Raw genomic sequence first — 23,786 nt, 5'->3', positions numbered from 1 at the left:
CGAAAAGGTTGATCCTGCTCATGAGCCAAGCCCCCCTCGTCCTGGTGGACGGTTCTTCTTACCTGTACCGCGCCTTTCACGCGCTGCCACCGCTGACCACGTCCAAAGGCCTGCCGACCGGCGCGGTCAAGGGCGTGCTGAACATGCTCAAGAGCCTGCGCAAGCAATATCCGGACAGTCCGTTCGCCGTGGTGTTCGACGCCAAGGGTGGGACTTTTCGCGATGAGATGTTCGCCGAGTACAAGGCCAACCGTCCGAGCATGCCCGACGATATGCGCGTGCAGATCGAGCCGCTGCACCAGAGCGTGATCGCCCTGGGCTTCCCGCTGCTGTGCGTCGAAGGCGTCGAGGCCGATGACGTGATCGGCACCCTGGCCCGCAGCAGCGCGGCGGCGGATCGTCCGGTGATCATCTCCACCGGTGACAAGGACATGGCGCAACTGGTCGACGGTCACATTACCTTGGTCAACACCATGACCGGTAGCAGCATGGACGTGGAGGGCGTGAAGGAGAAATTCGGCGTCGCTCCGGAGCAGATCATCGATTATCTGGCGCTCATGGGCGATTCTTCCGACAACATTCCGGGTGTTCCAGGCATCGGTCCGAAGACGGCTTCCGGCCTGCTGGTCGGTGTGAACGGCGGTCTGACCGAGCTCTATGCGCAACTCGACATCGTGCCGACCCTGCCGATTCGCGGCGCCAAGACCCTGCCGGCCAAGCTCGAAGAGCACAAGGAAATGGCCTTCCTGTCCTATCAGCTGGCGACCATCAAGGTTGACGTGCCACTGGACGTTGGCCTCGACGACCTGAAAATGGGCGCGGAAGATCCTGCGAAACTCTACGAGTTGTACTCCCTGCTGGAGTTCAAGAGCTGGCTGAACGACCTTGATCGCGACGCCAAACGCCTGGAACTGAGCGCTGCTACCGAGCCAGCACCGGCCGCCGATCTGTTCAGCGAACCAGAGGCCGAAGCACCGGTCGTCGCTGCTGAAGCCGCCTATGAAACCATCCTCGATCAAGCGCGGTTCGATGCCTGGCTGGAAAAACTGAACAACGCCAGACTGTTTGCCTTCGACACCGAAACCACCGGCATCGATGCGCAGCAGGCGCAACTGGTGGGCCTGTCGTTCGCGGTTCAGGCTAACGAAGCGGCCTACATCCCGTTGACTCATTCCTACATCGGCGTGCCACAGCAGCTGGATCGTGACACGGTCCTGCGCGCGCTCAAGCCGATTCTGGAAGATCCGAACAAGCTCAAGGTCGGCCAACACGCCAAGTTCGACATGAACATCCTGGCCAACTGCGCCATCGGCGGCGATCAGGACAACGGTATTACCGTCCGCGGCATCGCCTTCGACACCATGCTTGAGTCCTATGTGCTCAACTCCACGGCCACCCGCCATGACATGGACAGCCTGGCGCAGAAGTATCTGGACCACACCACGGTCAGTTTCCAGGACATCGCCGGCAAAGGCGTGAAACAGCTGACGTTCGATCAGATCGCCCTGGAGCAGGCCGGGCCTTACGCCGCCGAAGATGCGGATATCACCTTGCGTCTGCACCAGACCTTGTTCGAAAAACTCTCGGCTATTCCGAGCCTGGCCAGTGTGCTGACCGACATCGAAATCCCGTTGGTGCCGGTATTGGCGCGTATCGAGCGCCAGGGCGCATTGGTCGACGCCGCCTTGCTGGGCGTGCAAAGCATCGAACTGGGCGACAAGATGGTGGCGCTGGAGCGTGAAGCCTTCGAGATTGCCGGCGAGGAATTCAACCTCGGTTCGCCCAAGCAACTTGGCGTGATCCTATACGAGAAGCTCGGCCTGCCGGTACTGAAGAAAACCGCCAAGGGCCAGCCATCAACCGCCGAAGAAGTGCTGGCCAAACTGGCAGAAGACGACTATCGATTGCCGAAAGTGCTCATGGAATATCGCTCCATGAGCAAGCTGAAAAGCACCTATACCGACCGTCTGCCGGAGCAGATCAACCCGCGTACCGGGCGGATCCATACCTCGTATCATCAGGCGGTGGCGTCCACCGGGCGGCTGTCCTCCAGCGATCCGAACCTGCAGAACATCCCGGTGCGCACCGCCGAAGGGCGTCGCATCCGCCAGGCCTTCGTGGCCCCGGTCGGTTACAAGCTGCTGGCTGCGGACTATTCGCAGATCGAACTGCGGATCATGGCGCACCTGTCCCGGGATGAAGGGCTGATGAACGCCTTCCGCCACAATCTGGACGTACACACCGCTACCGCCGCCGAAGTGTTCAAGGTCGAACTGGCCGAAGTGACCTCCGACCAGCGCCGCAGTGCCAAGGCGATCAATTTCGGCCTGATCTACGGCATGGGGGCGCAGAAGCTCGGCAAGGACATCGGCGTGGACACCAAGACCGCCAAGGCCTACATCGATACCTACTTCGCCCGGTACCCCGGCGTTCGCCAGTACATGGACCGCACGCGTGCCCAGGCCGCCGAGCAAGGTTATGTCGAGACGTTCTTCGGCCGTCGCCTGTACCTGCCGGACATCAACTCCAACAAGCCGCAAGAGCGCGCCGCTGCCGAACGCACGGCAATCAACGCACCGATGCAAGGCACCGCTGCGGACATCATCAAGAAAGCCATGGTCGCGGTGGATAACTGGCTGACCGCGTCGGGCCTCGACGCCAAAGTCATCTTGCAGGTGCACGATGAACTGGTGCTCGAGGTGCGTGAAGACCTGGTCGACCAGGTTCGCGATGAAATTCGCGTACACATGAGCGAAGCGGCGAAGCTGGATGTGCCGTTGCTGGTCGAAGTGGGTGTTGGAAATAACTGGGATGAGGCTCACTGAGCCTTCTTGTAGGAGCGAGCTCTGCTGCGGCATAGTGCCGCGGCAGAAGGGCGCAAAAAAATAGCTTGGTTCGGAGGGCTATCAGAGTAATTTCAAAGCTATCTGAAAAAAATCTGAACTAATCTTGCGCACCACCACTCAGAGTTACTGAATGGCTGGTGAAGCCCTTCGATGCTCCTATGTTGTGTTAAGTGTTGGCAGATATCTGGACCCCGCCCTAGCGGTCTAGAGCTTCAACCCCGGAACTTCTCCCTCCCCATATGAAGCCCGGGGTTTTTTTTGCCCCGAGAAAAACTGTCTGTGATGCGCTCAGGCAAGGCAAAAGCGCACCACAAACAGTTTTTGATATTTATTGAATCTCTGCTTCGGCACCCTTGTCCGCCAGCTCCATCCAGCCAGCCAGCACGGTGTAGGCATCTTCCAGGCCCATGCGTTTGGGGGCCGAAAACAGCTGGATTGTCACCAGATCGCCCCAACCCTTGCGGATTTCCGCCTGAACCTTGAGCAGGGTGTTCTTGGCCGCGCCATAGGTCAGCTTGTCCGCTTTGGTCAGCAGAATGTGCATCGGCATCCCGGCAGCCACGGCCCAGTCGAGCATTAGCAGGTCGAAATCGGTCATCGGATGGCGGATGTCCATCATCAGGATCAGACCCTTCAAACTCTCGCGACCACCCAGATATGCCTCCAGGTGACGCTGCCAGTGTTGCTTGAGCGGGATCGGTACTTTTGCATAACCGTAGCCCGGCAGGTCGACCAGACGGCGTTCATCGTCTAGCTTGAAGAAGTTCAACAGCTGCGTGCGTCCCGGGGTTTTCGAGGTGCGCGCCAGGCTGGCGTGGGTCAGGGTGTTCAAGGCACTCGACTTGCCGGCGTTGGAACGCCCGGCGAAGGCGACTTCGAAGCCCTCGTCATCCGGACATTGATCGACTTTGGCGGCGCTGAGCATGAAGGTGGACTGTTGGCACAGACCGAGGATGGGATTCTTGAGTTGCATGGGATTTCCGATGTGGGCGGCGCCAGGAATGGGTGTGGCAAGCAGTGTCGCTTCCGTTTCAGTGACGCCAGTATATAATGCCGCAGATTTTGTGTGCGCTTTGTCCCAGCGTAGGACGAAGTTCACGAGAGCGACAGACCTTGATTGCGCACTAGAACGCAGCTCGCTCTCAACCCTGAAAAGGTCGTTTTATGACGAAATGGCTGCTAGCTGCCGGTGTATTGATGCCGCTTTACAGCGCTCAGGCTACACAGGATCCGGAAGCTGTGTACAACCGTGTTTGTGGTGCCTGTCATTCCGGCCAACTCCCCATGGCGCCGAAAAAAGGCGATCAGGAAGCTTGGACGCCGAGGTTGGCGAAAGGTATGGAGACGCTGGTGCAACACGTGACCCAGGGTTTCAAGGCGATGCCGCCGCGTGGTTTGTGCATGGACTGCAGTGCCGAGGATTACCGAGCCATCATCCTTTGGATGAGCGAGTAAGCCCGGTCCATAACTCTTAACCCTTAGCCGTAGTTGGATTAGCTGATGAAGAAATTGATCGTGAGTCTGCTGTTGACCGTGGGCATCTCCGGCATGGCCCATGCTGCAGGTGAGGCAGTACAACCGGGTGATGCAAAAGCCGGCCAGGCCAAAGCCGCCGTCTGTGGCGCCTGCCACGGCCCGGATGGCAACAGCATGGCGCCAAACTTTCCGAAACTGGCAGGTCAAGGTGAACGCTACCTGACCAAGCAATTGCACGACATCAAGTCGGGCAAGCGCACCGTTCTGGAAATGACCGGCCTGCTGACCAACCTGAGCGATCAGGACCTGGCGGACATCTCTGCCTACTTCGCCAGCCAGAAAGGCAGCGTCGGTGCCGCCGATCCGAAGATCGTCGCTCGCGGTGAGGCCCTGTTCCGTGGTGGTGACCTGGCCAAGGGCCTGCCAGCCTGCACCGGTTGCCACTCGCCAAATGGCGCAGGTAACGCGGCTGCCGGTTTCCCGCACCTGGGTGGCCAGCACGCTCAATACGTCGGCAAGCAACTGGTCGATTTCCGCAAGGAAGAAGGTGGCCGCACCAACGACGGCGATACCAAACCGATGCAGAGCATTGCCAAGAAGCTGAGCGACGAAGACATCGCCGCGGTGTCCAGCTACATTCAAGGCCTGCACTAAGGCCGGTGGATCGGGCGTTGAACGGCGTGCTGATCGCCTGCAACGTTAACGCTCGATTAATCCGTCTCGGCAAGTATAAAAAGGGTGGCCTTGGCCGCCCTTTTTTGTGGCCGCTGCCGTTACACTACAGAACTCAAGCCCGCCAGGATCTGTCTGAAAACAATCGCGCGCGGCGAAAAAATTTGTCCAGGAGTAAAGCATGCGTAATCTGATCATCAGTGCCGTTTTTGCCGCTGCCAGCCTGTTTGGCATGACTGCCCAGGCCGCCGACGCCCCAGCCGCCCCTTATGTCGAGCTGACCAATCCGGTTCCGGTTGCCGTGCCTGGCAAGATCGAAGTGGTGGAGCTGTTCTGGTACGGCTGCCCGCATTGCTATCATTTTGAACCGACAATCAATCCTTGGGCTGAAAAACTGCCATCCGATGTGAATTTCAAGCGTATTCCAGCCATGTTCGGCGGAGCTTGGGATGCTCATGGCCAAATGTTCTTGACCCTTGAGTCCATGGGTGTTGAGCAAAAGGTTCATGCCGCGGTATTCGACGCGATCCAGAACAAAAAAATGAAGCTGATCGACAAGAATGACATGGCTGACTTCCTGGCTACCCAGAGCGTAGACAAGGATAAATTCCTGGCCACCTTCGACTCCTTTGCTATCAAGGGCCAGGTTGTTCAAGCCCGTGAACTGGCCAAGAAGTATGAAATCTCCGGCGTTCCAACCCTGGTCGTCAACGGCAAGTATCGCTTCGACGTGGGTTCTGCCGGCGGTGCCGAACAGGCCCTGCAACTGGCCGACAAACTGATCGACAAAGAGCGAGCGGCTAACAAGGCTGCCGCCAACTAAGGGCAGTCACTGCCATGCGCCGATGGGGTACTGAACGCATCGTTGGCCTGCATGATCCGCGGGTCAACGAGCATCATCTGGAATCCACGGGCCTGCCCGCAGACAGTCGTCTGCGCTTGCTCAGTTTCAATATCCAGGTCGGTATCAGTACCGAGCGCTATCGGCATTACCTGACCCGGGGCTGGCAGCACCTGCTGCCGCACACGGGGCGTGCCGATAACCTGCAGAAAATCGGCAATCTGCTAGGCGACTTCGATCTGGTCGCCTTGCAAGAGGCCGATGGCGGCAGCCTGCGATCAGGTTACGTCAATCAGGTCGAACACCTGGCCCAGCTCGGCGCCTTTCCCTACTGGTATCAACAACTCAATCGTAATCTCGGTCGCCTGGCCCAGCACAGCAATGGCGTGCTCAGCCGATTGCGTCCGTGGGCAATTGAGGATCATCCGTTGCCGGGACCAAAGGGTCGCGGAGCCATTCTGGTACGGTTCGGCGAAGGCCCGGAAGCGCTGGTGGTGGTCATGATGCACCTGGCGTTGGGCGCCCGGGCACGCAGTCTGCAATTGGCCTACATCCGCGAGTTGATCGGCGACTACAAGCATCAGGTGCTGATGGGCGACATGAACACCCATGCCAGTGACCTGCTGCAACATTCCCCGTTGCGCGATCTCGGCCTGCTTGCGCCGCAACTGGAAGCGACGTTTCCCAGCTGGCGCCCACAGCGCTGCCTGGACCATATCCTGCTGAGCCCGAGCCTGACCCTGGAAAAGGTTGAGGTGCTGGCACAGCCCATTTCCGATCACCTGCCGGTCGCGGTAGAGATTCGTTTGCCGGGTTCGCTCACGGCCGATGCATTGCCCGCGTTGAGTCCTGCCCCTCGCGGATCCCATGAATGAGCGACGAAGCACAGCGCTGGAAAGAGAAATACCTCAAAAGCATCGAACAACAGGAAAAGCTCGAACGTCGCTGGGACGCGCGGCTCGACTTGCTGCGTCGCGGGCTGGTGCGCAGCACCCTGGCAGCGGAAGGTACGGACCGCGCCGTTGACCAATGCATGAAGGAAATGCGCGAAGTCGTGCGTACCGATGACATGGACGCCGGCCTGGCTGCGCTGATTCCACGCCTGGAAAAAGCCGTGCTCGACTCCGAACAGCGTCGGGAAACCCGAGTCAACCAGACCAGTGCCGCCTTGACTGCGCTGGTCACGCAACTGCAAACATTGCCATTGCCACGGGATGTGAGTCGGCCACTCAAGAATTTCGCCAAGCACCTGGATGCGCGGGTCAGTCAGGCGCGCGAGATGCCCTTGCTGCTCAGCGAGCTGAGTGGCTTGCAGGGCAAGGCCCTGAGCCAGCTGGAGACCCCAACGGAGAACGGCCGGCCGGGCTTGCTGCAGCGGTTGTTCGGCGGTCGTGAAGCGCAGGAGACGGAGGCATCAACGGCCTCTGCTCCTGCGCTGGCTGCCCCTGTAGCCGAGAGCCCTGCGGCAAGCTGCGAAGTACCCGCTGTTGAGCGAGTCGAGGACGAGTTCGCGCCGACCGAGCCAACCGTGGCTTTTGCACCTCCGGCTGCGGAGCCTCAACCACCCAGTGCAGCCGCGGCGGAAATCGAATCGGCCGAGAAACCGACCCCGGAAACCATCGCGATATCACCTGAGTCGCAAGCGAACCCCGACGAGCTGACCGCGCAAGCATCACCCGATAGCTTGCCCTTACCTCCGATTCCGATGCAGGACGTGGCCGTCGTCGATCATGCGTCATCCGAACACGACATTCTCTACGCACTCCCGGATTCCCCCGAGCCCTCCTACAGCTCGGTGGCCAGCCACATCGAAGACACGTTGCTGGGGCTGCTCGACGACCTGACACTGCCCGAGCGTCATCGTCCACAAGCAGAATCCATGCGCGATCGTCTGAAAAACGGTCTGAACTGGTACGAATTGCTGCCGATTCTCGACGACTTCGCCACATTGATGCTGGCCATTACCGACAGCGGCCAGCATGAGTTCGAAGCCTATCTGCAACGACTGAACGAACGTCTCGAATCGTTCCAGAGCAACTTGCAGGCCGCCACCGCGGGACACGCCGACAACCGTTCGGCTGCGCGACAGATGGACACGCAGATCCGCGAACAGGTCGATGGCCTGCAAAGCAGCATGCAGGAAGCCGCGGACCTGGAAGATCTCAAGCACGTACTGGAAAACCATCTCGAAGGCTTGCTGGGCACCATGGACCAGCACCAGAAACAGCGCGATGAGCGCGAGCAGGAAGTCGCTGCGCGCCTGCACAGCCTGGCCGAGCGGGTCGCCCATATGGAGCAGGAGGCCCAGGGTTACCGCGAGCACCTTGAAGAGCAACGACAGAAGGCATTGGTCGACCCGTTGACCGGGCTGCCCAACCGCGCGGCCTGGAGCGAGCGCCTGGGTCATGAAGTCACACAATGGCAACAACATGGCAACACGCTGTTGCTGGCCATGCTCGACCTCGATCATTTCAAGCGCATCAATGACAACTACGGGCATCTGGCCGGTGACAAAGTGCTGAAAATCATCGCCAGCGTACTGCGCAAGCGGCTGCGCGGAACGGATTTCATTGCCCGGTTCGGCGGCGAGGAATTTGTGCTGTTAATGCCATCCACGGTGCCGGCGGCGGGGCTGAAGATGCTGGAAAGCTTGCGGGCCTCCATTGAAGCCTGTCCGTTCCACTTCAAGGGAGAGCCGGTGACCATCACCGTGTCTATCGGAATGACGGCGTTCAGGCCGGGTGAACATAGCGATCAGGTACTTAAAAGAGCCGATCAGGCGCTGTATCGCGCAAAAAATGCCGGCCGCAACCGAGTGGAACCGAGCTGACGGTGATCTGTTCCATTTTGTTTAATTCGATGGGATTGCCGTCCGCCCGCAAGGCATTACGTTACACTGTTGCATTATTGTCTTGCGTGTACTGCCTTTCGCCATGAAATATTTTGCTCTGATCTTATCGCTGATTGTGCTTGCCGGCTGTGCCAGCGGCCCCCGTTTCAACACCAGCCACTCTTCGGCCAATTACGACAGCCGCGTGCAATTTGTGGTGGTGCATTACACCAATGCCTCGCTGGAGCGTTCGTTGCAATTGCTGACCCACGGTGAGGTCAGCAGCCATTACCTGATCGGCGACGACAAGGGCGCCACCATCTACAAGCTGATGGATGAAAATGTGCGGGCCTGGCACGCCGGGGAGAGTGAGTGGAATGGCCGCACCTGGCTGAACTCCAGTTCCATCGGTATCGAAATCGTCAACCCGGGCTTCGAGGACACCCCGACCGGACGCGTGTGGTATCCCTACACCGAAGACCAGGTCCAGTCGCTGATCGTGTTGCTCAAGGACATTAGCAAACGTCACGGCATAAAACCTCGCGAGATCATTGGCCATAGTGATATTGCTCCCTTGCGCAAGCTGGACCCGGGGCCGCTGTTCCCCTGGAAGCGTCTGGCCGCCGAAGGCTTGGGCATCTGGCCGAATGAACAGTCGGTGGCGCGCCAGCAAATGTTGTTCGCCGAGCAGTTGCCGAGCATCAGTTGGTTTCAGGCGCAGTTGGCCCGCCTGGGTTATGCCTCGCCACAGACCGGCGAGCTCGATGTCGCGACACGACATGTGATAGCGGCATTTCAGATGCATTTCCGTCCGGCGCGTTTCGATGGCACTCCGGATGCGCAAACCGCCGCGCTACTGTGGGTGTTGAACCAGACAAAATAATGACGCCCGCCCGACGGTCAGGGCTTTTTTCCAATCAGCAGCTATAACTCATTGGTAATACATCGGATATTGCACAATGACTGCTGCTCGAGAGACCTTCCGTAGTTGGTTCCATCGCCCCTGGTTCCTGGGGCTGATGTCTACTGTCTTGAGCGCAACATTATTGATGGCCGGCAGCCTGTTCGTCGCCATACACCAGGTCGAGCAAAGCGAAAGCGAAGAAATGAATGCTCAGGGCGAACGCTTCCTCGCCCGTCTCGAACAGCTCTTCGGGCAACTGCGTGAAAGCCTTGATGACCTTGAAGCGCAACCGTTGCGCGGCTGCGATGCTGAAATGATCGCGACCTTGCAACAGGTTACGTTCAATTATCGCTTCGTCTACGAAGCCGCCTACATGGACTCTTCACGAATCTGCTCCAATCGCCCTCGTCAGGAAGGGCTGTCGCTGAGTCGATCGCCAGACATCAAAGGCCCGACTTACAGCTATTGGCTCAATACCACCACTGAACCCGATGAAAACCGTGCCGCGCTGATGCTCGGGCGCGGGAATTTCCGGGTGGCGACCTCTCGCGGGCATTTGACCGATATGGTCGACCTGTCGCCGGGCAGCAGCCTGCTTGTAGTTCTGGACCATGGCGCGCGCGCGATTCCGGTGCTGGGCGCTTCTCAGGTCTGGCCGCCGGCCGAGGCCTGGCCACCGAAAAACCGTGATGCGCTGCAGATCACCCAGGCACGCCTGATATACCGGATGCCCACCGACAACCCGGAATATCAATTGGTGTTGATCAGCCCGCGCACCGGCATGCATATCCCGGCGGTCTGGTGGTGGTTGCTGCCGGCCAGCCTTGCGCTGGGCATATGCGTTGGGTTCCTGGTGTTTTTGCTGGTGCGCCAACGGCAGTCGTTGGACGCCGAGCTGGCCGGCGCGATTCGCCGTGGCGAGTTGCAGGTGCTGTACCAACCGATCTTCGACCTCGATAGCCGCAACTGTGTCGGGGCAGAAGCACTGCTGCGCTGGCGCAGGCCGGACGGTACCCTGACCAGTCCCGACCTGTTCATTCCGATGGCGGAGAACACCGGGCAGATTCGCCAGATGACGGACTTCGTCTTGCAGCGCCTGCTCGAGCAACTCGGCCAGTTGCTGCGTGCGAACCCGCAGCTGTACATCTCGGTCAATCTCGCGGCGTGTGATGTGATGGTTCCGCGGATTGGCCAGGTGATGGCGCGGCTGCTGACCCTGCATCGCGTCGCTGCGCGGCAAATTGCTTTTGAAGTCACCGAGCGCGGGTTGGTCGATGTGGTGGTGGCCCGGGAAAACCTGCAAGCGCTACGGGATGTCGGGCATCAGGTGTTGATCGATGATTTTGGCACCGGCTATTGCAGCCTCGCCTATTTGCAAACCCTGCCAGTCGATTGCCTGAAAATCGACAAGGCGTTCATTGATGCGCTGGGCCATGACGCCGCCAGCAGCGGCGTGGCCCCACATATCATTCATATGGCCCAGTCGCTGCACCTGAAGGTGATTGCCGAGGGCATCGAACATGAGGCCCAGGCCGCGTTCCTGTGCAGTGAAGGCGTGAAGTTCGGCCAGGGCTGGCTGTTCGCCCGCGCGTTGAGCGCAGTGCAGTTCACTGAATTGATTACCCGGGGACGGCGTCGGGCCGGCCGGCGCCTGGATGACGAAGCGTGAGGGTGACCTAAACGGTCAGCGTCATGTAGAACTGAGTACCTTGCCCCGGCCGTGAATAGACACCCATCCGTCCGCCATGCAATTGCACGATTTCCTTGCACAAGGCCAGTCCGAGCCCGGCCCCACCCTTCTTGCGTCCAACCTGCACGAAGGGCTCGAAGATCCGCCCCTGCTGACCGTAGGCAATGCCTTCGCCGTTGTCCTCGACACTGATGATGACCCGGTCACCGTGACGCCGGGCCTGCAAGCGTATCCGCCCGCCGGAGCCGGTGTGACGCAAGGCGTTGTCGAGCAAATTGTCGAGTACCCGCTCCAGTTGCGGCTGGTCGGCCTGCAACCGCGGCAAAGGCCCCTGCACTTCCACCAGCAGATTGATTTCCTTCTCTTCGGCCGATGTGGCAAAACGTGACCGAGCCTGTTCCAGCAACGCCTCGATAGAACACGGCGTCAGGGTGAGTTTCTGCAAACCGTTCTGGTAACGGGAGAAATTCAGCAGGTCATTGATCAACTGCATCAGCCGCTGCATCTCTTCGTTCACGGTATCGAGCAGGTCGGCTTCCCGGGAATCCGGGGCAAAGTGAGCGCGCTCACGGAACAATCCGAAGGCCATGTGCATGCCGGTGACCGGTGTGCGCAATTCATGGGAGGCTCGCAATACGAATTCGCTGCGTACCCGTTCGAACGCTCGTTGCTCCGTGACGTCATGCAGCACCATCACGGCACCCAGAATATGGCCCTGGGTATGGCTGACCGGGGTCAGGCTGTAGGTCAGCAGTCTCGACTCGCCATCGACTTCGACACTCAAGTCTTCCGGCGCCCGCTCCAGCGTGCCGCCGCGCAGCACCAGTTGCAGCTGCTCATCGAGCTCGGGGCGCTCCAGCGCCGTACCCAGCCCCTGACCCAGACGATCTGACTCCCAGCCCAACTGACGCTGGGCTACAGGGTTAAGGTGTTCCAGATGGCCCTGACGGTCGATCATCAGCAGTCCGTCGTCGATGCTGTCGAGCACGGCCTGCAAGCGCTGCTGACCGGCCAGCAGCTCATCTACGTTGGTGGCCTGATGCTCACGCAGCGCCTGGGCCATGATCCCGAAACGCCGGGTCAGCTGGTTCAGTTCCACCGCCGAGGAAATCGGCAGGGTGACATCGAAATTGCCTTGGCCGATATTGTCCGCCGCCTTGGCCAAGGCCTCGATGGGCTCCCCGAAACGCCGGGCGATGGCTTGTGCGGTCACGAAGCCGATGATCAGCACCGCCAGCCCCACCAGGCCAAGCAACCCGGCAAACAGCAGCGCCTGCTCCCGGGCCTGGCGCTCGGTATCGCTGATGTTATCAAGCGCGCGCTTGTGCTCGGCGATCAGGCCATTGCGTAGCGCATTGAATTTTTCCGTCAGGTTGTCGTGGCTGCTGAGCACCTTCGACGGGTCCGGGGACGCTTCATAAGCCTGGATAAAACGCTCGTAGTCGGCTTTGGCTTTTCTGAAACCGTGCTCGCTTGCGGTTTCCTCCGGTTCCTGGGCGATGCCCTCCTCCAGCAGTTGGAAATAACGCTGCTTCGAGGCGGCGAAAGCGGCGGAGTCAGGCTTCTCGCTGAGCATGATGATCAGTTGATCACCCAGGGTCTGACGCAGCTTGAGCCCCAGGTCCAGGGTGATGAAGTTACTGCGGATCAGTGCTTCCTGGCTGCCGGCCATCTGCATCACGCTGACCAGCCCGAGCAAGAGCCCGAGCAACGCGACGGTGATCAGTGCGGAGATGCTCAGGAAAAGCCGGGTCCGCAATTTCATCGCCAGTTTCATCGGCGATTGCTCACAAGTTGTACTGCTTGCGTTTGCGGTACAGCGTCGAGGCATCGATGCCCAGGGTTTTCGCCGCTTGATCCAGGGTATCGGCGGTGGCGAGGACCGCGCCGATGTGGGCCTTCTCCAGCTCATCCAGGCTCAGTGCCGCGCCGATGCGCGGTGCATTGTTGACCGGGGTTTCAGCCATGCCCAGATGACTGATCTCGACCCGTTCCTGCGGACAGATGATGCTCGCCCGTTCGATCACGTTGCGCAGTTCACGGATGTTGCCCGGCCAGCGATAGCCCAGCAGTGCTTCCCGGGCCTCGTCGCTGAAGACGCGCGCGGGACGGGCGTACTCCTTGACGAAGCGTGCCAGGAAACGGTCGGCCAGGTTGAGAATATCTTCGCGGCGTTCGCGTAGCGGTGGCAGGTGCAAGGTAATGACATTCAGGCGATAGAGCAGGTCTTCACGGAAACGACCGTCGCGCACCATGTCCTCAAGGTTGAGGTTGGTGGCCGCAAGGATGCGCACATCGGCACGGCGGGTCACCGGATCACCGACGCGCTCATATTCCTTGTCCTGAATAAAGCGCAGCAACTTCGGCTGCAATGTCAGGGGAAAGTCGCCGATCTCGTCGAGAAACAGCGTTCCGCCGTCAGCTTGGTTGACTCGGCCCAAGGTGCTTTCGCTGGCGCCGGTGAAGGCGCCGCGGCTGTGGCCGAAGAGTTCGCTTTCCATGAGCTCGGCGGTCAGCGACGGGCAGTTGATCGTGACGCAGGATTTCTTCGCGCGTTTGCTCCAGCCGTGAATGGCTTGGGACAGTTCGCCCTTGCCGGTACCGGATTCACCCAGAATCAGGATATTGGCATCGGTCGTGGCAACCTGGCGGGCGGTTTCGAGTACCACTTTCATGGCCGGGCTGTGGGAGTCCAGACCATCCATGGGCTTGCGTACCTCGCCTTCCAGGGCTTCCAGTCGCGCCGACAATTGCCGCACTTCCAGTTGCTTGGCGGTTGCCAGCCGCAATTGATCGGGGCTGCACGGTTTGACCAGATAGTCGGCGGCGCCAGCCTGAATCGCATCCACCGCCGTGTCGACGGCAGAGTGCGCAGTGACGATCACCACCCGCATCCAGGGCGCCTGGATACGCATCTGGGCCAGCACATCGAGGCCGTTGTCTTCACCCAGGCGCAAGTCGAGGAAGCACAGGTCGAAGACCTGCCGTTGCAACAGGGCTTCTGCCTGCGCGGCGCTGGTGGCGGTGGCCACGCTGTAGCCTTCGTCTTCGAGGCAATAACGGAAAGTACGCAGGATGGCGGATTCGTCATCCACCAGCAGAATGCGGCCTTGATGCTCAGTGGCGGACTCCATTTTCCTACGCTCCTTAATGAATGATCGTTATTTAGTCTCGGAGAAATCGGGCAAGTTGCATGATTGATTCTGAGCCATTCCTGTCATGGCAGGGTAGCTTTCATCCCATGTATCGCTTAGCCGGCGAATTTCGTGGGTCTTAAATGGATGCCCGGTTTCCTGCAAAGGCCAGCGTGTATTTCTGACATCCGCGCCCTTCTCTCAATTCAAAAAATTTACGTCTTCCTTCAAACCAATCGTGCAATACGCACGACTGAACAAGAGGCATCGTGCAGGATGCGTGCGAAGTTAATTTTTTATGTTCGTAAAGTATTGATATAAAAAGAAATTATTCAAAATAAAAGCTGGCATGCAGGCTGCAATTGTCTGGTTAACCAGGGCATTCAAAAACAAACGCCCGCAATCGAATACCGACCCCAGTGGTAGGAGCTCCAGGATGAACCGTCAACGTGCCGCCCACCTGCACCTCTCGCCTGTGTCTATCCAGCAAGGGTTGTTTGCCGTTCTGGCACTGTTGATCACCCTGATCGGCGGCCAGCAGTTTCTGCGCTGGGAGCAGAGCCAGCAGCCGGAAGCGCCACGTTTGTCGATTCCGCATCCGACCCAAACCCATTTCAGCGCTGTCAGCAGCGGTCAGGCCGATAGCCCCCCGATGCGCATGATGGATGTCGACCAGGCCGGGCCTGTGGGTGAGATACGTCATCAAGAGCGTTGGGTGTTCTAGGCAAAACTTCCGCCGCACCCCATGCGCCGGGAAACGCAGCACCTTTAAACAGAAGCGTAAGGAGAATCACCATGTTGAGCTGGGCAATCACATTCCTGATCATCGCCATCATCGCTGCTGTACTGGGCTTCGGTGGTATCGCGGGCACCGCCACGGGTATCGCCAAGATTTTGTTTGTCGTGTTCCTGGTGATGTTCATTGTCTCCTTCTTCTTGGGCCGTCGCGGTCGAGGCTGATATGAGAAGGGTTGTTCAAGACTTGGCAGCCGCCCAGCTGTTGGGCGGTAGTGCCATGGCATGAGGGCTGGCGTTTCCCCGATATGCCTGACCTGCCCATGCAGGCTTGTTGACCGGACAGAATTTGTACACGAAGGAGGCCACAGCGCCTCTTTCCACCTGCGCCACCTGAGGAAGGCCGGCGCATGACCAAGGGGTCGGGACGTTCTGCCTGTTTCAGGGGCGGAGTGACCTACGGGTACAGGGAGTACCTGCGCAAGGGCCGGGTCAGGAAAAGCTGCTGCGCAAGTTCGTCGGACCGCCAAGGCTCGACGGACTTGCCAAGGGCTTGATCAAGCAACACATTGAAATAGAGCGCTCGTCTCGATTTCATCAGTGTTATCCCGTCCTTGTCCGTGTTACGTCGGAAAATACTTTTCCCGGTGTTTCATCTGCGACCGTATATCGAGAAAAATCACCTTTCTTTGGCCGCGATTTTTCCCTTCGTCCTGCGCGATTTTGCTGAAAAATCAACGCTCGGCCACTGCTCGAAAAATACTCAATCTGCTCTGTGATGGCCGGTTCACGGCACTTATGCCTGCCGAAATGTCGTATTCGAACCGGTTGGGACGCGCGTTTCGGTAAAAAAACCTCATGCCGATTCGGCATAGGGTAGGCGTTTACGGCATTAGACGGCGCTTCCTTGCATCGGAATAGTTGCGCCTTTTTTCGCCTGCCAGAGAGCCGTAAACACGCGTTCCGGGGCACCTTATACGGGGGGCAGATGCACTGGACTTTTTCGCCACAAGCGTTCCAGTTCGCGCATCTCCCTGAGTCAAACAACAAGTAAGGGTAAAGATATGAAGAAGGCAAAGCTTAGCCTCGCCTGGCAGATCCTCATCGGTCTGGTATTGGGGATTGCAATCGGTGCGCTGCTCAACCATTTCAGTGCCGAAAAAGCCTGGTGGATCAGCAACGTCCTGCAACCGGCAGGCGATATCTTTATCCGTCTGATCAAGATGATCGTGATCCCGATCGTCATTTCCTCTTTGATCGTCGGCATTGCCGGCGTCGGTGACGCCAAGAAGCTGGGGCGCATCGGCTTCAAGACCATCATCTACTTCGAAATCGTCACCACCATCGCCATCGTGGTCGGCCTGCTGCTGGCCAACCTGTTCCATCCGGGTGCCGGCATCGACATGAGCACCCTGGGCACTGTGGACATTTCCAAGTACCAGGCCACAGCGGCCGAGGTTCAGCATGAACATGCGTTCATCGAAACCATCCTCAACCTGATCCCGTCGAACATCTTCGCGGCCATGGTTCGCGGCGAAATGCTGCCGATCATCTTCTTCTCTGTATTGTTCGGTCTCGGTTTGTCGAGCCTGCAGGCGGACCTGCGCGAGCCGCTGGTGAAGATGTTCCAGGGCGTATCGGAAAGCATGTTCAAGGTCACTCACATGATCATGAACTACGCCCCGATCGGCGTGTTCGCACTGATCGCGGTGACCGTTGCCAACTTCGGCTTCGCGTCGCTGATACCGCTGGCCAAACTGGTGATCCTGGTTTACGTCGCCATCGCCTTCTTCGCTTTCGTAATCCTGGGCCTGATCGCTCGCCTGTTCGGCTTCTCGGTGATCAAGCTGATGCGCATCTTCAAGGATGAGCTGGTACTGGCCTACTCCACCGCCAGCTCCGAAACCGTGCTGCCGCGCGTGATCGAGAAGATGGAAGCCTACGGCGCGCCGAAAGCCATTTGCAGTTTCGTGGTGCCGACCGGTTACTCGTTCAACCTCGACGGTTCGACCCTGTACCAAAGCATCGCGGCGATCTTCATTGCCCAGCTGTATGGCATCGACCTGTCGATCAGCCAGCAACTGCTGCTGGTACTGACGTTGATGGTCACCTCCAAAGGCATCGCCGGCGTACCGGGTGTGTCCTTCGTGGTACTGCTGGCCACCCTGGGCAGCGTCGGTATTCCACTGGAAGGCCTGGCGTTCATCGCTGGTGTCGACCGCGTCATGGACATGGCTCGTACCGCACTGAACGTGATCGGTAACGCCCTGGCCGTTCTGGTTATCGCTCGTTGGGAAGGCATGTACGACGACGCCAAGGGCCAGCGCTACTGGAACTCCCTGCCGCACTGGCGCAGCAAGGAAAAACTGCCGGCGGGTGAAACCTCCAGCAATTGATGCAAAACCTGTGGGAGCGAGCTTGCTCGCGATGGTGGCAGGAGCACCGGGCTTATCCAGAATGCCCGCATCATCATTGACGTCCATCGCGAGCAAGCTCGCTCCTACAACAAACCCCGGAGAAATCCGGGGTTTGTCGTTTCTGGCTACCCCGCTATCATTCGCGGATCTTTTGGGGGGATTTGACTGATGCTCAATGGCCTGTGGCTTGGCTTCTTCATCGTGGCAGCTGTATCGGCGCTGGCCCAGTGGCTGATCGGTGGCAACGCCGGGATATTCGCGGCGATGGTGGAAAGCATTTTTGCCATGGCCAAGCTGTCGGTCGAAGTCATGGTGCTGCTGTTCGGCACCCTGACCCTCTGGCTGGGTTTTCTGCGCATTGCCGAGAAAGCCGGGATCGTCGAATGGCTGGCAAGGGCCCTGGGGCCACTGTTTTTGCGCCTGATGCCTGAAGTCCCGCCGGGTCATCCAGCCATCGGCCTGATCACCCTTAACTTCGCGGCCAACGGCCTGGGCCTGGACAACGCCGCCACACCGATCGGCCTCAAGGCCATGAAGGCACTGCAGGAGCTCAATCCCAGCGCTACCGTCGCCAGCAATGCACAGATCCTGTTCCTGGTGCTCAACGCCTCCTCGCTGACCCTGCTGCCGGTGACCATCTTCATGTATCGCGCCCAGCAAGGTGCGCCGGACCCGACGCTGGTGTTCCTGCCGATCCTGCTGGCGACCAGTTGCTCGACCATTGTCGGCTTCCTGTCGGTGGCGTTCATGCAGCGCCTGCGCGTCTGGGACCCCGTTGTGCTGGCCTACCTGATCCCCGGCGCCCTAGCCCTCGGTGGCTTCATGGCGTTGCTGGCGACCCTTTCGGCGACCGCTCTGGCCGGCCTGTCATCGATCCTCGGCAACTTGACGCTGTTTGGCCTGATCATGCTGTTTTTAGTGATCGGCGCGCTGCGCCAAGTGAAGGTCTACGAGGCCTTTGTTGAAGGTGCCAAAGAGGGTTTCGATGTCGCCAAGAACTTGCTGCCCTACCTGGTGGCGATGCTCTGCGCGGTGGGTGTCCTGCGGGCATCCGGGGCACTGGACTTCGGTCTGGACGGGATCCGGCATCTGGTGGAATGGGCCGGTTGGGACACGCGTTTCGTCGATGCGCTGCCGACGGCGATGGTCAAACCCTTCTCGGGAAGCGCCGCCCGGGCGATGCTGATTGAAACCATGAAGACCTCGGGCGTGGACAGCTTCCCGGCGCTGGTGGCAGCAACAATCCAGGGCAGTACCGAAACGACGTTCTATGTGCTGGCGGTGTACTTCGGTGCCGTGGGCATCCAGCGCGCACGCCATGCGGTTGGCTGCGCATTGCTGGCGGAGCTTGCCGGGGTGCTGGGGGCTATCGGGGTTTGCTACTGGTTCTTTGGTTGATCGGCCCCGCCAGCCAACACTTTCAGCGCGGCCTTGCGCTCGCCCGTCGGCAAGGCGCCTAGCTTTTCCACGGCGGTGTAAAATTTGAGCCAGTCGCCACCCTCCTGATGGAACAGCGCGGCAAAAGCCGGCACCCATTGGTCGTACAAACCAAACGGCAATAACCGGGCGTTGTTCATGGGGGCATGGATCCACGCGTCGTAGCGTTTGTCTGCGGCCCACTGACGGTCACGCAATTGCCGGTATTCGCTGCGCAAGCGTTCGAACTCGGCCGCCTTGCGCTGGCGCATTTGTTCGGTTGGCAACGGCAAGGTGTAGAGCTTTTCCAGTCGGGTGCGGGTCTTGAGTACCAACTCAGTGAACTGGTCGCGCTGACGTGCCTGCGCATTGTTATCCGGTGGCATGTGGCGGTAGGCGCGCCATTGGCGAGTACCTTCCTGCTCGACGAAGGTGGCGAAGGATTCGTTGAACTCCGTGTCGTCCTTCACATAGAAACGTTGATGGGCGAGCTCGTGAAAGATCAGCGTGGCCAGTCGCTCATCCCCCCAGCCCATCATCGAACTGATGATCGGGTCGTTGAACCAGCCAAGTGTCGAATAGGCCTCGACGCCGCCAATCGACACGTCCATGCCTTGCAAGCGTTGCAAAGCCGCTGCACCGCGGGCTGCGCTCTGGCTGTAGTAACCGCGATAAGCCACACAACCGGCGATGGGGAAGCAGTGGTTTACGGGCTTGAGGGAAAATTCCGGTGTGGCGAAGACATTCCAGACGACGAAGGGGCGCCCAATGTCCGCGTACAGGCGGTAGCTCTGGTTGTCCGGCAGGTGCAATTGCTGGCTGGCGAAGGTTCGGGCCTTTTGCGATTGCTCCAGGTGTGTACGCAGTTTTTGATCGCGCGCCGGGTCGGCAATCACGCTGGAAACAGGCTCCCTCGCCCGCAGCAACTGCAGTTGGCCGCTGGCCAGTTGGCTGTAATAGCTGGTGCTGGTGCAGCCGTTGAGCAACAAAAACAGCAGGCTCGGAAACAAAACGCGAAAAACGCGATCAAGTAACCCAAGGCTAGGAAGCGGCCTGATCACAATAATTCTTCCTTGGAGAGTCTTTCCACAAGACTATCCCGCCAGACTGGAGCTCCGCTATGCGCATGTTGATACTGTCAGGAGGCCTGCTGATGCTGGCCGGCTGTGCTGGTTTCGGAATACCCCGCCATGATCCTGCGCAAGCCTGGATCGACCTTGATTCGAAGCAGGAAGATACGGCGCTGCAGGCGCTGGAGGTCGATGACAAAATCACTGACGATAAACGCTATTTCCAGGTTCATCCCGGTAGCCATGAGTTGACGGTCCGCTACCAATTCGCAGTCCAGCCCACCAATATCGGCCCGGACGCCGAGCCGTTGTGGCGCGATTGTCAGTTGAGCGTGAAATTCAGCGACTTCAACGCGGGTGAGCGTTATCAACTACAGGCGGGGAACATCGGTTTTCGGCCTTGGGCGAAACTCTACGATCAACAGCGCAAAGTGATTGGCCAAGGCACACCGGCAGGCTGTCAACACACCTGATCGGCGTTATGCTGGATGCATATCCCTTGGGACATCCATCATGCGCAGGTTGATGCTATTACTCGCCGTCGGTGTTGTCGCGGGCTGCCAAAGCCCGATGCCGACACCCAATCCACAGATGGCCTGGATCGAATTCTCGACGCCCTTCCCTAACGACAAGTTGTTGATGGCCGAACGACTGGATAAACAACGCCTGCGCGACGGGCGTTTTTTCGAGGTCACGCCGGGAAGCCATGAACTGATCGTGCGTTTCGACTTTGAAGTACCCGGTGGCGGATTGGGGATGATGGGCGGCCCCTCGGAACGGCTGTGCTACCTGACCATCAATTACGATCATTTCGAAGCCGGTCAGCGTTATGTGCTCGAAGGCCGTTCCATCGCCTTTACCCCCGGTGCCCGGCTGTACAATGCCAAGCGCGAAATCGTTGCTGAAGACCGGGAATCCTACTGCCTGATGTGAGCGGTCAGCGGTCGTTTTTCTGGTAGATGATTTTCTTGGTGCCGTTTTCGCACGAACCCACAACCATGTTCTGGTCATGGACCTCGTCGTTGGTGACGATTTCAAGCGTGTAGGAAGATACGCCGCTGGCCTGGATCTTGGCTTCGATCTCGGCCTTGAGCTCTTCGCAGGGTTTCGGTGCCGCCAAGGCCGAAGTGGCCAGTGCGCAACAGATAACCGCCAAGGCAAAACGTTTCATGGTTGAAGCTCCTTTGAGGCAGCACGCACAATCGTGGTTTTCGCTGCTGTCATTTATTCGACCACAGTTTTAGCGGGCGAGTCTGTCGCGACGCAAAAAAGATCGCAGCCTTGAGCACCTTTTGCCAAATAATCCCGGCAGGTTGCGCAAGGCTGCGATCTTTTCGTTTCAATTAAAATCTAGCCGACCAATGTTGCCTCCAGGCTGATCTTCGCATTCAGCACTTTGGATACCGGGCAGCCCTCTTTGGCCTTGTTGCTGAGTTCTTCGAACTGCGCCTGCGTCGCCCCGGGGATTTTCGCTTTCAGAATCAATTTCACTGCGGTGATCGCAAAACCGCCGTCCACTTGATCCAGAGTGACTTCTGCCTGGGTGTCGATGCTATCGGCCTTCAGGCCGGCATCACCGAGAATCATGGAAAACGCCATGGAGAAACAGCCGGCGTGGGCCGCGCCGATCAACTCCTCCGGGTTGGTGCCCCGGCCGCCCTCGAAGCGCGCCTTGAAGCCATAGGGAGCTTCCCGGAGCACGCCGGTTTCTGTGGAAATCGAGCCGATGCCGGTTTTCAGATCACCTTCCCAATGGGCCGATGCTTTCTTAACGATAGCCATGCCTGTCTCCTCAAGATTGGCGCGAAACGTCGCGCCTTCGTGGTTTTCACTTGCCAGGGTTGTGAGGATAGACAGTGGCGCAAAGTTCATCTCGCCCGATCAGTCTGCTTTTTTCGCGGGATTTTTTACCGGGCTATTGAAACTCGGGTATATGCCCACATTGCATGAATACGCTTTTGGATTCGGCAGGTTTGCGTTCGCAAGAACAAACCTGCGCCCTCAATTGGAGAAGCAGGTTTATGAAACGACTGTCCGATATCAAGTTCTCGACCCTCGATCTGGTGCCCGTGCGCGAGAACGGCAGCGCGGCCCAATCGCTGCGCAACTCGCTGGACCTGGCGCAGCATGTCGAGAAGTTCGGTTACAACCGCTTCTGGGTGGCTGAGCACCACAACATGGATGGCATCGCCAGTTCCGCGACTTCGGTGCTACTCGGTTACCTGGCCGGTGGCACGTCGACCATTCGAGTCGGTTCGGGCGGGGTAATGTTGCCCAACCACGCACCGTTGGTGATCGCCGAACAGTTCGGCACCCTGGAAAGCCTTTATCCGGGCCGGATCGATCTGGGCCTGGGGCGTGCCCCCGGTTCCGACCAGATGACCGCACGTGCGCTGCGCCGCGAACGCTCCGGCAGCGCCGACGATTTCCCGGAAGACGTGGCGGAACTGGTGCGCTACCTTGGGCCACGTACCCCGGACCAACGCATCATCGCCATGCCGGGGACCGGGACCAATGTGCCGGTCTGGTTGTTGGGATCGAGCCTGTTCAGTGCGCAACTGGCCGGTGAGCGCGGTTTGCCCTACGCCTTCGCATCGCATTTCGCACCGCGCTACATGCATGAAGCGATTCGGGTCTACCGCAATCACTTCAAGCCGTCAGCCGTTTTGGACAAGCCCTACGTGATGCTCGGCGTGCCATTGGTGGCCGCCGATACCGACGAGCAGGCCGATTTCCTGGCGACCTCGGTGTTCCAGCGGATTCTCGCCCTGATGCGTGGCCAAAGCCTGGTACAGCGTCCGCCGGTGAAGACGATGGACGGCCTGTGGCTGCCCCATGAGAAAGATGCCGTGCACGATTTCCTTGGCCTGGCGATGATCGGCAGCCCGCAGAAAATCCGCGCCAAACTCGAGGTCCTGATCGAACAGACCCAGGCTGACGAGCTGATTTTCACCTGTGACCTGTACGAACATGCCGATCGCGTGCATTCCTACGAACTGCTGGCGCAGGTCATGCGGGGTTGATGCTCAAACGGCAGGCATAAAAAAGCCGGCGCCACGGCGTCGGCTTTTTCATTCGGGCGAGAATCGGCCTACTTTTTATAGACGATTACTTTGGCACCCGCTTCGCATTTGCCAACAACTTTTCCGCCGCCTGCGGCACCTTTGTCGACAATCTCCAGCGAGTAACCGGAAACGCCCTTGGCATCAAGTTTCGCTGCGATTTCGGCTTTCAGCTCTTCGCATGGCTTGCCGCCCGCCAACGCGCTCCCCGCAAGGCTCAACAAACCTACTGCCAACATAAACTTCTTCATCGGTTGCATTCCCTGGTCGGATCATAGGGGGTAACCAGCCGTCAGCCGGACGCACTCATGTAGTGCTTTGCCATTCCCTATGGCATTCGACCGGCGTGCAAGTTCAGAAGACTAGCCCAAAGTCAGCTGCTGGCAATCCGGAACCCGACTTTCAAGGTCACTTGAAAGTGCGCAGCCTTGCCGTCCCTTATGTGCCCACGGGTCTCGGTCACTTCAAACCATTCCATGTACTTGATGCTTTTGCTGGCTTCGGCCAGCGCGTTGTTGATCGCATCTTCGATACTGCTGGTGGACGAGCCGATCAGCTCGATTTTCTTGTAGGTGTGATGGTCAGACATGGCGTTCTCCTCGGCGTGTGAATTACAGACTAGCAGTGATTTTTCCTATTTCTTCTGTTGGTCGTTCTGAGGGTGAAGTTCAGATTTTCTGCACTTTCTCGAAC

Annotated in this window: 23 protein-coding genes; 15 read left to right on the top strand and 8 right to left on the bottom strand. The window is 58.9% G+C overall.

The features are described 5' to 3' along the window. Positions 1–20: 20 nt before the first annotated feature. Positions 21–2,825 carry a DNA polymerase I gene (polA, locus tag KW840_RS04160; protein WP_218494525.1) on the top strand — a complete coding sequence of 935 codons (2,805 nt, stop codon included), beginning with the start codon at positions 21–23 and terminating at the stop codon, positions 2,823–2,825. 349 nt (positions 2,826–3,174) lie between these two features. On the opposite strand, the gene yihA is transcribed toward polA, so the two are convergent. After that, a complete protein-coding gene (yihA, locus tag KW840_RS04155; protein WP_057712595.1) occupies positions 3,175–3,819 on the bottom strand; it encodes a ribosome biogenesis GTP-binding protein YihA/YsxC in 645 nt (214 codons plus the stop codon). A 191-nt stretch (positions 3,820–4,010) separates the two neighbouring features. On the opposite strand from yihA, the gene KW840_RS04150 reads away from it, so the two are divergent. The 7 genes from KW840_RS04150 to KW840_RS04120 all read left to right on the top strand — a co-directional run bounded on the left by KW840_RS04150 (position 4,011) and on the right by KW840_RS04120 (position 11,238). Next, positions 4,011–4,301: a cytochrome c5 family protein gene (locus KW840_RS04150; RefSeq protein ID WP_218494524.1), complete on the top strand. Its 291-nt coding sequence runs from the start codon at positions 4,011–4,013 to the stop codon at positions 4,299–4,301. 45 nt (positions 4,302–4,346) lie between these two features. After that, a complete protein-coding gene (locus KW840_RS04145; RefSeq protein ID WP_057712594.1) occupies positions 4,347–4,976 on the top strand; it encodes a cytochrome c4 in 630 nt (209 codons plus the stop codon). A 199-nt stretch (positions 4,977–5,175) separates the two neighbouring features. Continuing rightward, complete coding sequence (gene dsbA / locus KW840_RS04140) at positions 5,176–5,817, top strand: thiol:disulfide interchange protein DsbA (protein ID WP_218494523.1); 642 nt, start codon at positions 5,176–5,178, stop codon at positions 5,815–5,817. Positions 5,818–5,831: 14 nt separating this feature from the next. Further along, entirely contained in the window at positions 5,832–6,710 is an 879-nt protein-coding gene (locus tag KW840_RS04135) for an endonuclease/exonuclease/phosphatase family protein (RefSeq protein ID WP_057712592.1), read from the top strand. Then, entirely contained in the window at positions 6,707–8,665 is a 1,959-nt protein-coding gene (locus tag KW840_RS04130; RefSeq protein ID WP_218494522.1) for a GGDEF domain-containing protein, read from the top strand. Before KW840_RS04135 ends, KW840_RS04130 begins: the two co-directional genes overlap by 4 nt. Positions 8,666–8,768: 103 nt before the next feature. After that, positions 8,769–9,548: an N-acetylmuramoyl-L-alanine amidase gene (locus KW840_RS04125; protein ID WP_057716533.1), complete on the top strand. Its 780-nt coding sequence runs from the start codon at positions 8,769–8,771 to the stop codon at positions 9,546–9,548. Positions 9,549–9,624: 76 nt separating this feature from the next. Next, on the top strand, positions 9,625–11,238 hold the full coding sequence (locus KW840_RS04120) for an EAL domain-containing protein (protein WP_057712590.1): 1,614 nt from the start codon (positions 9,625–9,627) through the stop codon (positions 11,236–11,238). Between the two features lie 7 nt (positions 11,239–11,245). Here the strand turns inward: KW840_RS04120 and KW840_RS04115 are convergent, their stop codons facing one another. Together KW840_RS04115 and algB are read right to left on the bottom strand one after the other, a co-directional pair. Beyond that, positions 11,246–13,036 (bottom strand): KinB sensor domain-containing domain, encoded by a 1,791-nt coding sequence (locus KW840_RS04115; RefSeq protein WP_218494521.1) that lies wholly within the window; start codon positions 13,034–13,036, stop codon positions 11,246–11,248. 10 nt (positions 13,037–13,046) lie between these two features. Further along, positions 13,047–14,393: a sigma-54-dependent response regulator transcription factor AlgB gene (algB, locus tag KW840_RS04110; protein WP_057712588.1), complete on the bottom strand. Its 1,347-nt coding sequence runs from the start codon at positions 14,391–14,393 to the stop codon at positions 13,047–13,049. Positions 14,394–14,829: 436 nt separating this feature from the next. Between algB and KW840_RS04105 the strand changes: the two genes are divergently transcribed. The 4 genes from KW840_RS04105 to KW840_RS04090 all read left to right on the top strand — a co-directional run bounded on the left by KW840_RS04105 (position 14,830) and on the right by KW840_RS04090 (position 18,943). Then, positions 14,830–15,117, top strand: a complete 288-nt coding sequence (locus tag KW840_RS04105; protein ID WP_057712587.1) for a hypothetical protein — start codon at positions 14,830–14,832, stop codon at positions 15,115–15,117. A 71-nt stretch (positions 15,118–15,188) separates the two neighbouring features. Next, positions 15,189–15,353, top strand: coding sequence for a DUF1328 domain-containing protein (locus tag KW840_RS04100; RefSeq protein WP_090452337.1), 165 nt, complete (start codon positions 15,189–15,191; stop codon positions 15,351–15,353). 839 nt (positions 15,354–16,192) lie between these two features. After that, a complete protein-coding gene (gltP, locus tag KW840_RS04095; RefSeq protein ID WP_057712586.1) occupies positions 16,193–17,524 on the top strand; it encodes a glutamate/aspartate:proton symporter GltP in 1,332 nt (443 codons plus the stop codon). 189 nt (positions 17,525–17,713) lie between these two features. After that, positions 17,714–18,943, top strand: a complete 1,230-nt coding sequence (locus KW840_RS04090) for a nucleoside recognition domain-containing protein (RefSeq protein WP_057712585.1) — start codon at positions 17,714–17,716, stop codon at positions 18,941–18,943. On the opposite strand, the gene KW840_RS04085 is transcribed toward KW840_RS04090, so the two are convergent. Continuing rightward, positions 18,925–20,022, bottom strand: a complete 1,098-nt coding sequence (locus tag KW840_RS04085) for an aminopeptidase (protein ID WP_218494520.1) — start codon at positions 20,020–20,022, stop codon at positions 18,925–18,927. The two genes, KW840_RS04090 and KW840_RS04085, sit on opposite strands and share 19 nt — an antisense overlap. A 59-nt stretch (positions 20,023–20,081) precedes the next feature. Between KW840_RS04085 and KW840_RS04080 the strand changes: the two genes are divergently transcribed. Both KW840_RS04080 and KW840_RS04075 read left to right on the top strand, forming a co-directional pair. Next, a complete protein-coding gene (locus KW840_RS04080) occupies positions 20,082–20,504 on the top strand; it encodes a hypothetical protein (protein ID WP_090452343.1) in 423 nt (140 codons plus the stop codon). Positions 20,505–20,544: 40 nt separating this feature from the next. Then, positions 20,545–20,964, top strand: a complete 420-nt coding sequence (locus KW840_RS04075) for a hypothetical protein (RefSeq protein ID WP_218494519.1) — start codon at positions 20,545–20,547, stop codon at positions 20,962–20,964. Between the two features lie 4 nt (positions 20,965–20,968). Here KW840_RS04075 and KW840_RS04070 read toward each other — a convergent pair whose 3' ends face one another. Both KW840_RS04070 and KW840_RS04065 read right to left on the bottom strand, forming a co-directional pair. Continuing rightward, positions 20,969–21,202, bottom strand: a complete 234-nt coding sequence (locus KW840_RS04070; protein ID WP_057712581.1) for a DUF1161 domain-containing protein — start codon at positions 21,200–21,202, stop codon at positions 20,969–20,971. 179 nt (positions 21,203–21,381) lie between these two features. Beyond that, positions 21,382–21,813 carry an OsmC family protein gene (locus KW840_RS04065; RefSeq protein ID WP_090452349.1) on the bottom strand — a complete coding sequence of 144 codons (432 nt, stop codon included), beginning with the start codon at positions 21,811–21,813 and terminating at the stop codon, positions 21,382–21,384. Between the two features lie 239 nt (positions 21,814–22,052). On the opposite strand from KW840_RS04065, the gene KW840_RS04060 reads away from it, so the two are divergent. Next, on the top strand, positions 22,053–23,054 hold the full coding sequence (locus tag KW840_RS04060; protein WP_057712580.1) for an LLM class flavin-dependent oxidoreductase: 1,002 nt from the start codon (positions 22,053–22,055) through the stop codon (positions 23,052–23,054). Between the two features lie 68 nt (positions 23,055–23,122). Here the strand turns inward: KW840_RS04060 and KW840_RS04055 are convergent, their stop codons facing one another. Together KW840_RS04055 and KW840_RS04050 are read right to left on the bottom strand one after the other, a co-directional pair. Further along, the gene (locus tag KW840_RS04055) at positions 23,123–23,344 is read right to left on the bottom strand and encodes a DUF1161 domain-containing protein (protein WP_218494518.1); all 222 of its coding nucleotides are present in this window, start codon (positions 23,342–23,344) and stop codon (positions 23,123–23,125) included. Between the two features lie 122 nt (positions 23,345–23,466). After that, positions 23,467–23,682 (bottom strand): dodecin, encoded by a 216-nt coding sequence (locus tag KW840_RS04050; RefSeq protein ID WP_057712579.1) that lies wholly within the window; start codon positions 23,680–23,682, stop codon positions 23,467–23,469. Between the last annotated feature and the right edge of the window lie 104 nt (positions 23,683–23,786).

This window comes from Pseudomonas sp. PDM30, assembly GCF_019218985.1.
Classification (GTDB): Bacteria; Pseudomonadota; Gammaproteobacteria; order Pseudomonadales; family Pseudomonadaceae; genus Aquipseudomonas; species Aquipseudomonas jessenii.
The sequence above is the reverse complement of the archived record's forward strand: the minus strand, read 5'-3'. Positions and strand labels throughout refer to the sequence as shown.

Bases quoted from the DNA above. Each gene is read 5' to 3' on its own strand.
- polA (WP_218494525.1), top strand. From the start codon at position 21: ATGAGCCAAGCCCCCCTCGTCCTGGTGGACGGTTCTTCTTACCTGTAC.
- yihA (WP_057712595.1), bottom strand. From the start codon at position 3,819: ATGCAACTCAAGAATCCCATCCTCGGTCTGTGCCAACAGTCCACCTTC.
- KW840_RS04150 (WP_218494524.1), top strand. From the start codon at position 4,011: ATGACGAAATGGCTGCTAGCTGCCGGTGTATTGATGCCGCTTTACAGC.
- KW840_RS04145 (WP_057712594.1), top strand. From the start codon at position 4,347: ATGAAGAAATTGATCGTGAGTCTGCTGTTGACCGTGGGCATCTCCGGC.
- dsbA (WP_218494523.1), top strand. From the start codon at position 5,176: ATGCGTAATCTGATCATCAGTGCCGTTTTTGCCGCTGCCAGCCTGTTT.
- KW840_RS04135 (WP_057712592.1), top strand. From the start codon at position 5,832: ATGCGCCGATGGGGTACTGAACGCATCGTTGGCCTGCATGATCCGCGG.
- KW840_RS04130 (WP_218494522.1), top strand. From the start codon at position 6,707: ATGAGCGACGAAGCACAGCGCTGGAAAGAGAAATACCTCAAAAGCATC.
- KW840_RS04125 (WP_057716533.1), top strand. From the start codon at position 8,769: ATGAAATATTTTGCTCTGATCTTATCGCTGATTGTGCTTGCCGGCTGT.
- KW840_RS04120 (WP_057712590.1), top strand. From the start codon at position 9,625: ATGACTGCTGCTCGAGAGACCTTCCGTAGTTGGTTCCATCGCCCCTGG.
- KW840_RS04115 (WP_218494521.1), bottom strand. From the start codon at position 13,036: ATGAAACTGGCGATGAAATTGCGGACCCGGCTTTTCCTGAGCATCTCC.
- algB (WP_057712588.1), bottom strand. From the start codon at position 14,393: ATGGAGTCCGCCACTGAGCATCAAGGCCGCATTCTGCTGGTGGATGAC.
- KW840_RS04105 (WP_057712587.1), top strand. From the start codon at position 14,830: ATGAACCGTCAACGTGCCGCCCACCTGCACCTCTCGCCTGTGTCTATC.
- KW840_RS04100 (WP_090452337.1), top strand. From the start codon at position 15,189: ATGTTGAGCTGGGCAATCACATTCCTGATCATCGCCATCATCGCTGCT.
- gltP (WP_057712586.1), top strand. From the start codon at position 16,193: ATGAAGAAGGCAAAGCTTAGCCTCGCCTGGCAGATCCTCATCGGTCTG.
- KW840_RS04090 (WP_057712585.1), top strand. From the start codon at position 17,714: ATGCTCAATGGCCTGTGGCTTGGCTTCTTCATCGTGGCAGCTGTATCG.
- KW840_RS04080 (WP_090452343.1), top strand. From the start codon at position 20,082: ATGCGCATGTTGATACTGTCAGGAGGCCTGCTGATGCTGGCCGGCTGT.
- KW840_RS04075 (WP_218494519.1), top strand. From the start codon at position 20,545: ATGCGCAGGTTGATGCTATTACTCGCCGTCGGTGTTGTCGCGGGCTGC.
- KW840_RS04070 (WP_057712581.1), bottom strand. From the start codon at position 21,202: ATGAAACGTTTTGCCTTGGCGGTTATCTGTTGCGCACTGGCCACTTCG.
- KW840_RS04065 (WP_090452349.1), bottom strand. From the start codon at position 21,813: ATGGCTATCGTTAAGAAAGCATCGGCCCATTGGGAAGGTGATCTGAAA.
- KW840_RS04060 (WP_057712580.1), top strand. From the start codon at position 22,053: ATGAAACGACTGTCCGATATCAAGTTCTCGACCCTCGATCTGGTGCCC.
- KW840_RS04055 (WP_218494518.1), bottom strand. From the start codon at position 23,344: ATGAAGAAGTTTATGTTGGCAGTAGGTTTGTTGAGCCTTGCGGGGAGC.
- KW840_RS04050 (WP_057712579.1), bottom strand. From the start codon at position 23,682: ATGTCTGACCATCACACCTACAAGAAAATCGAGCTGATCGGCTCGTCC.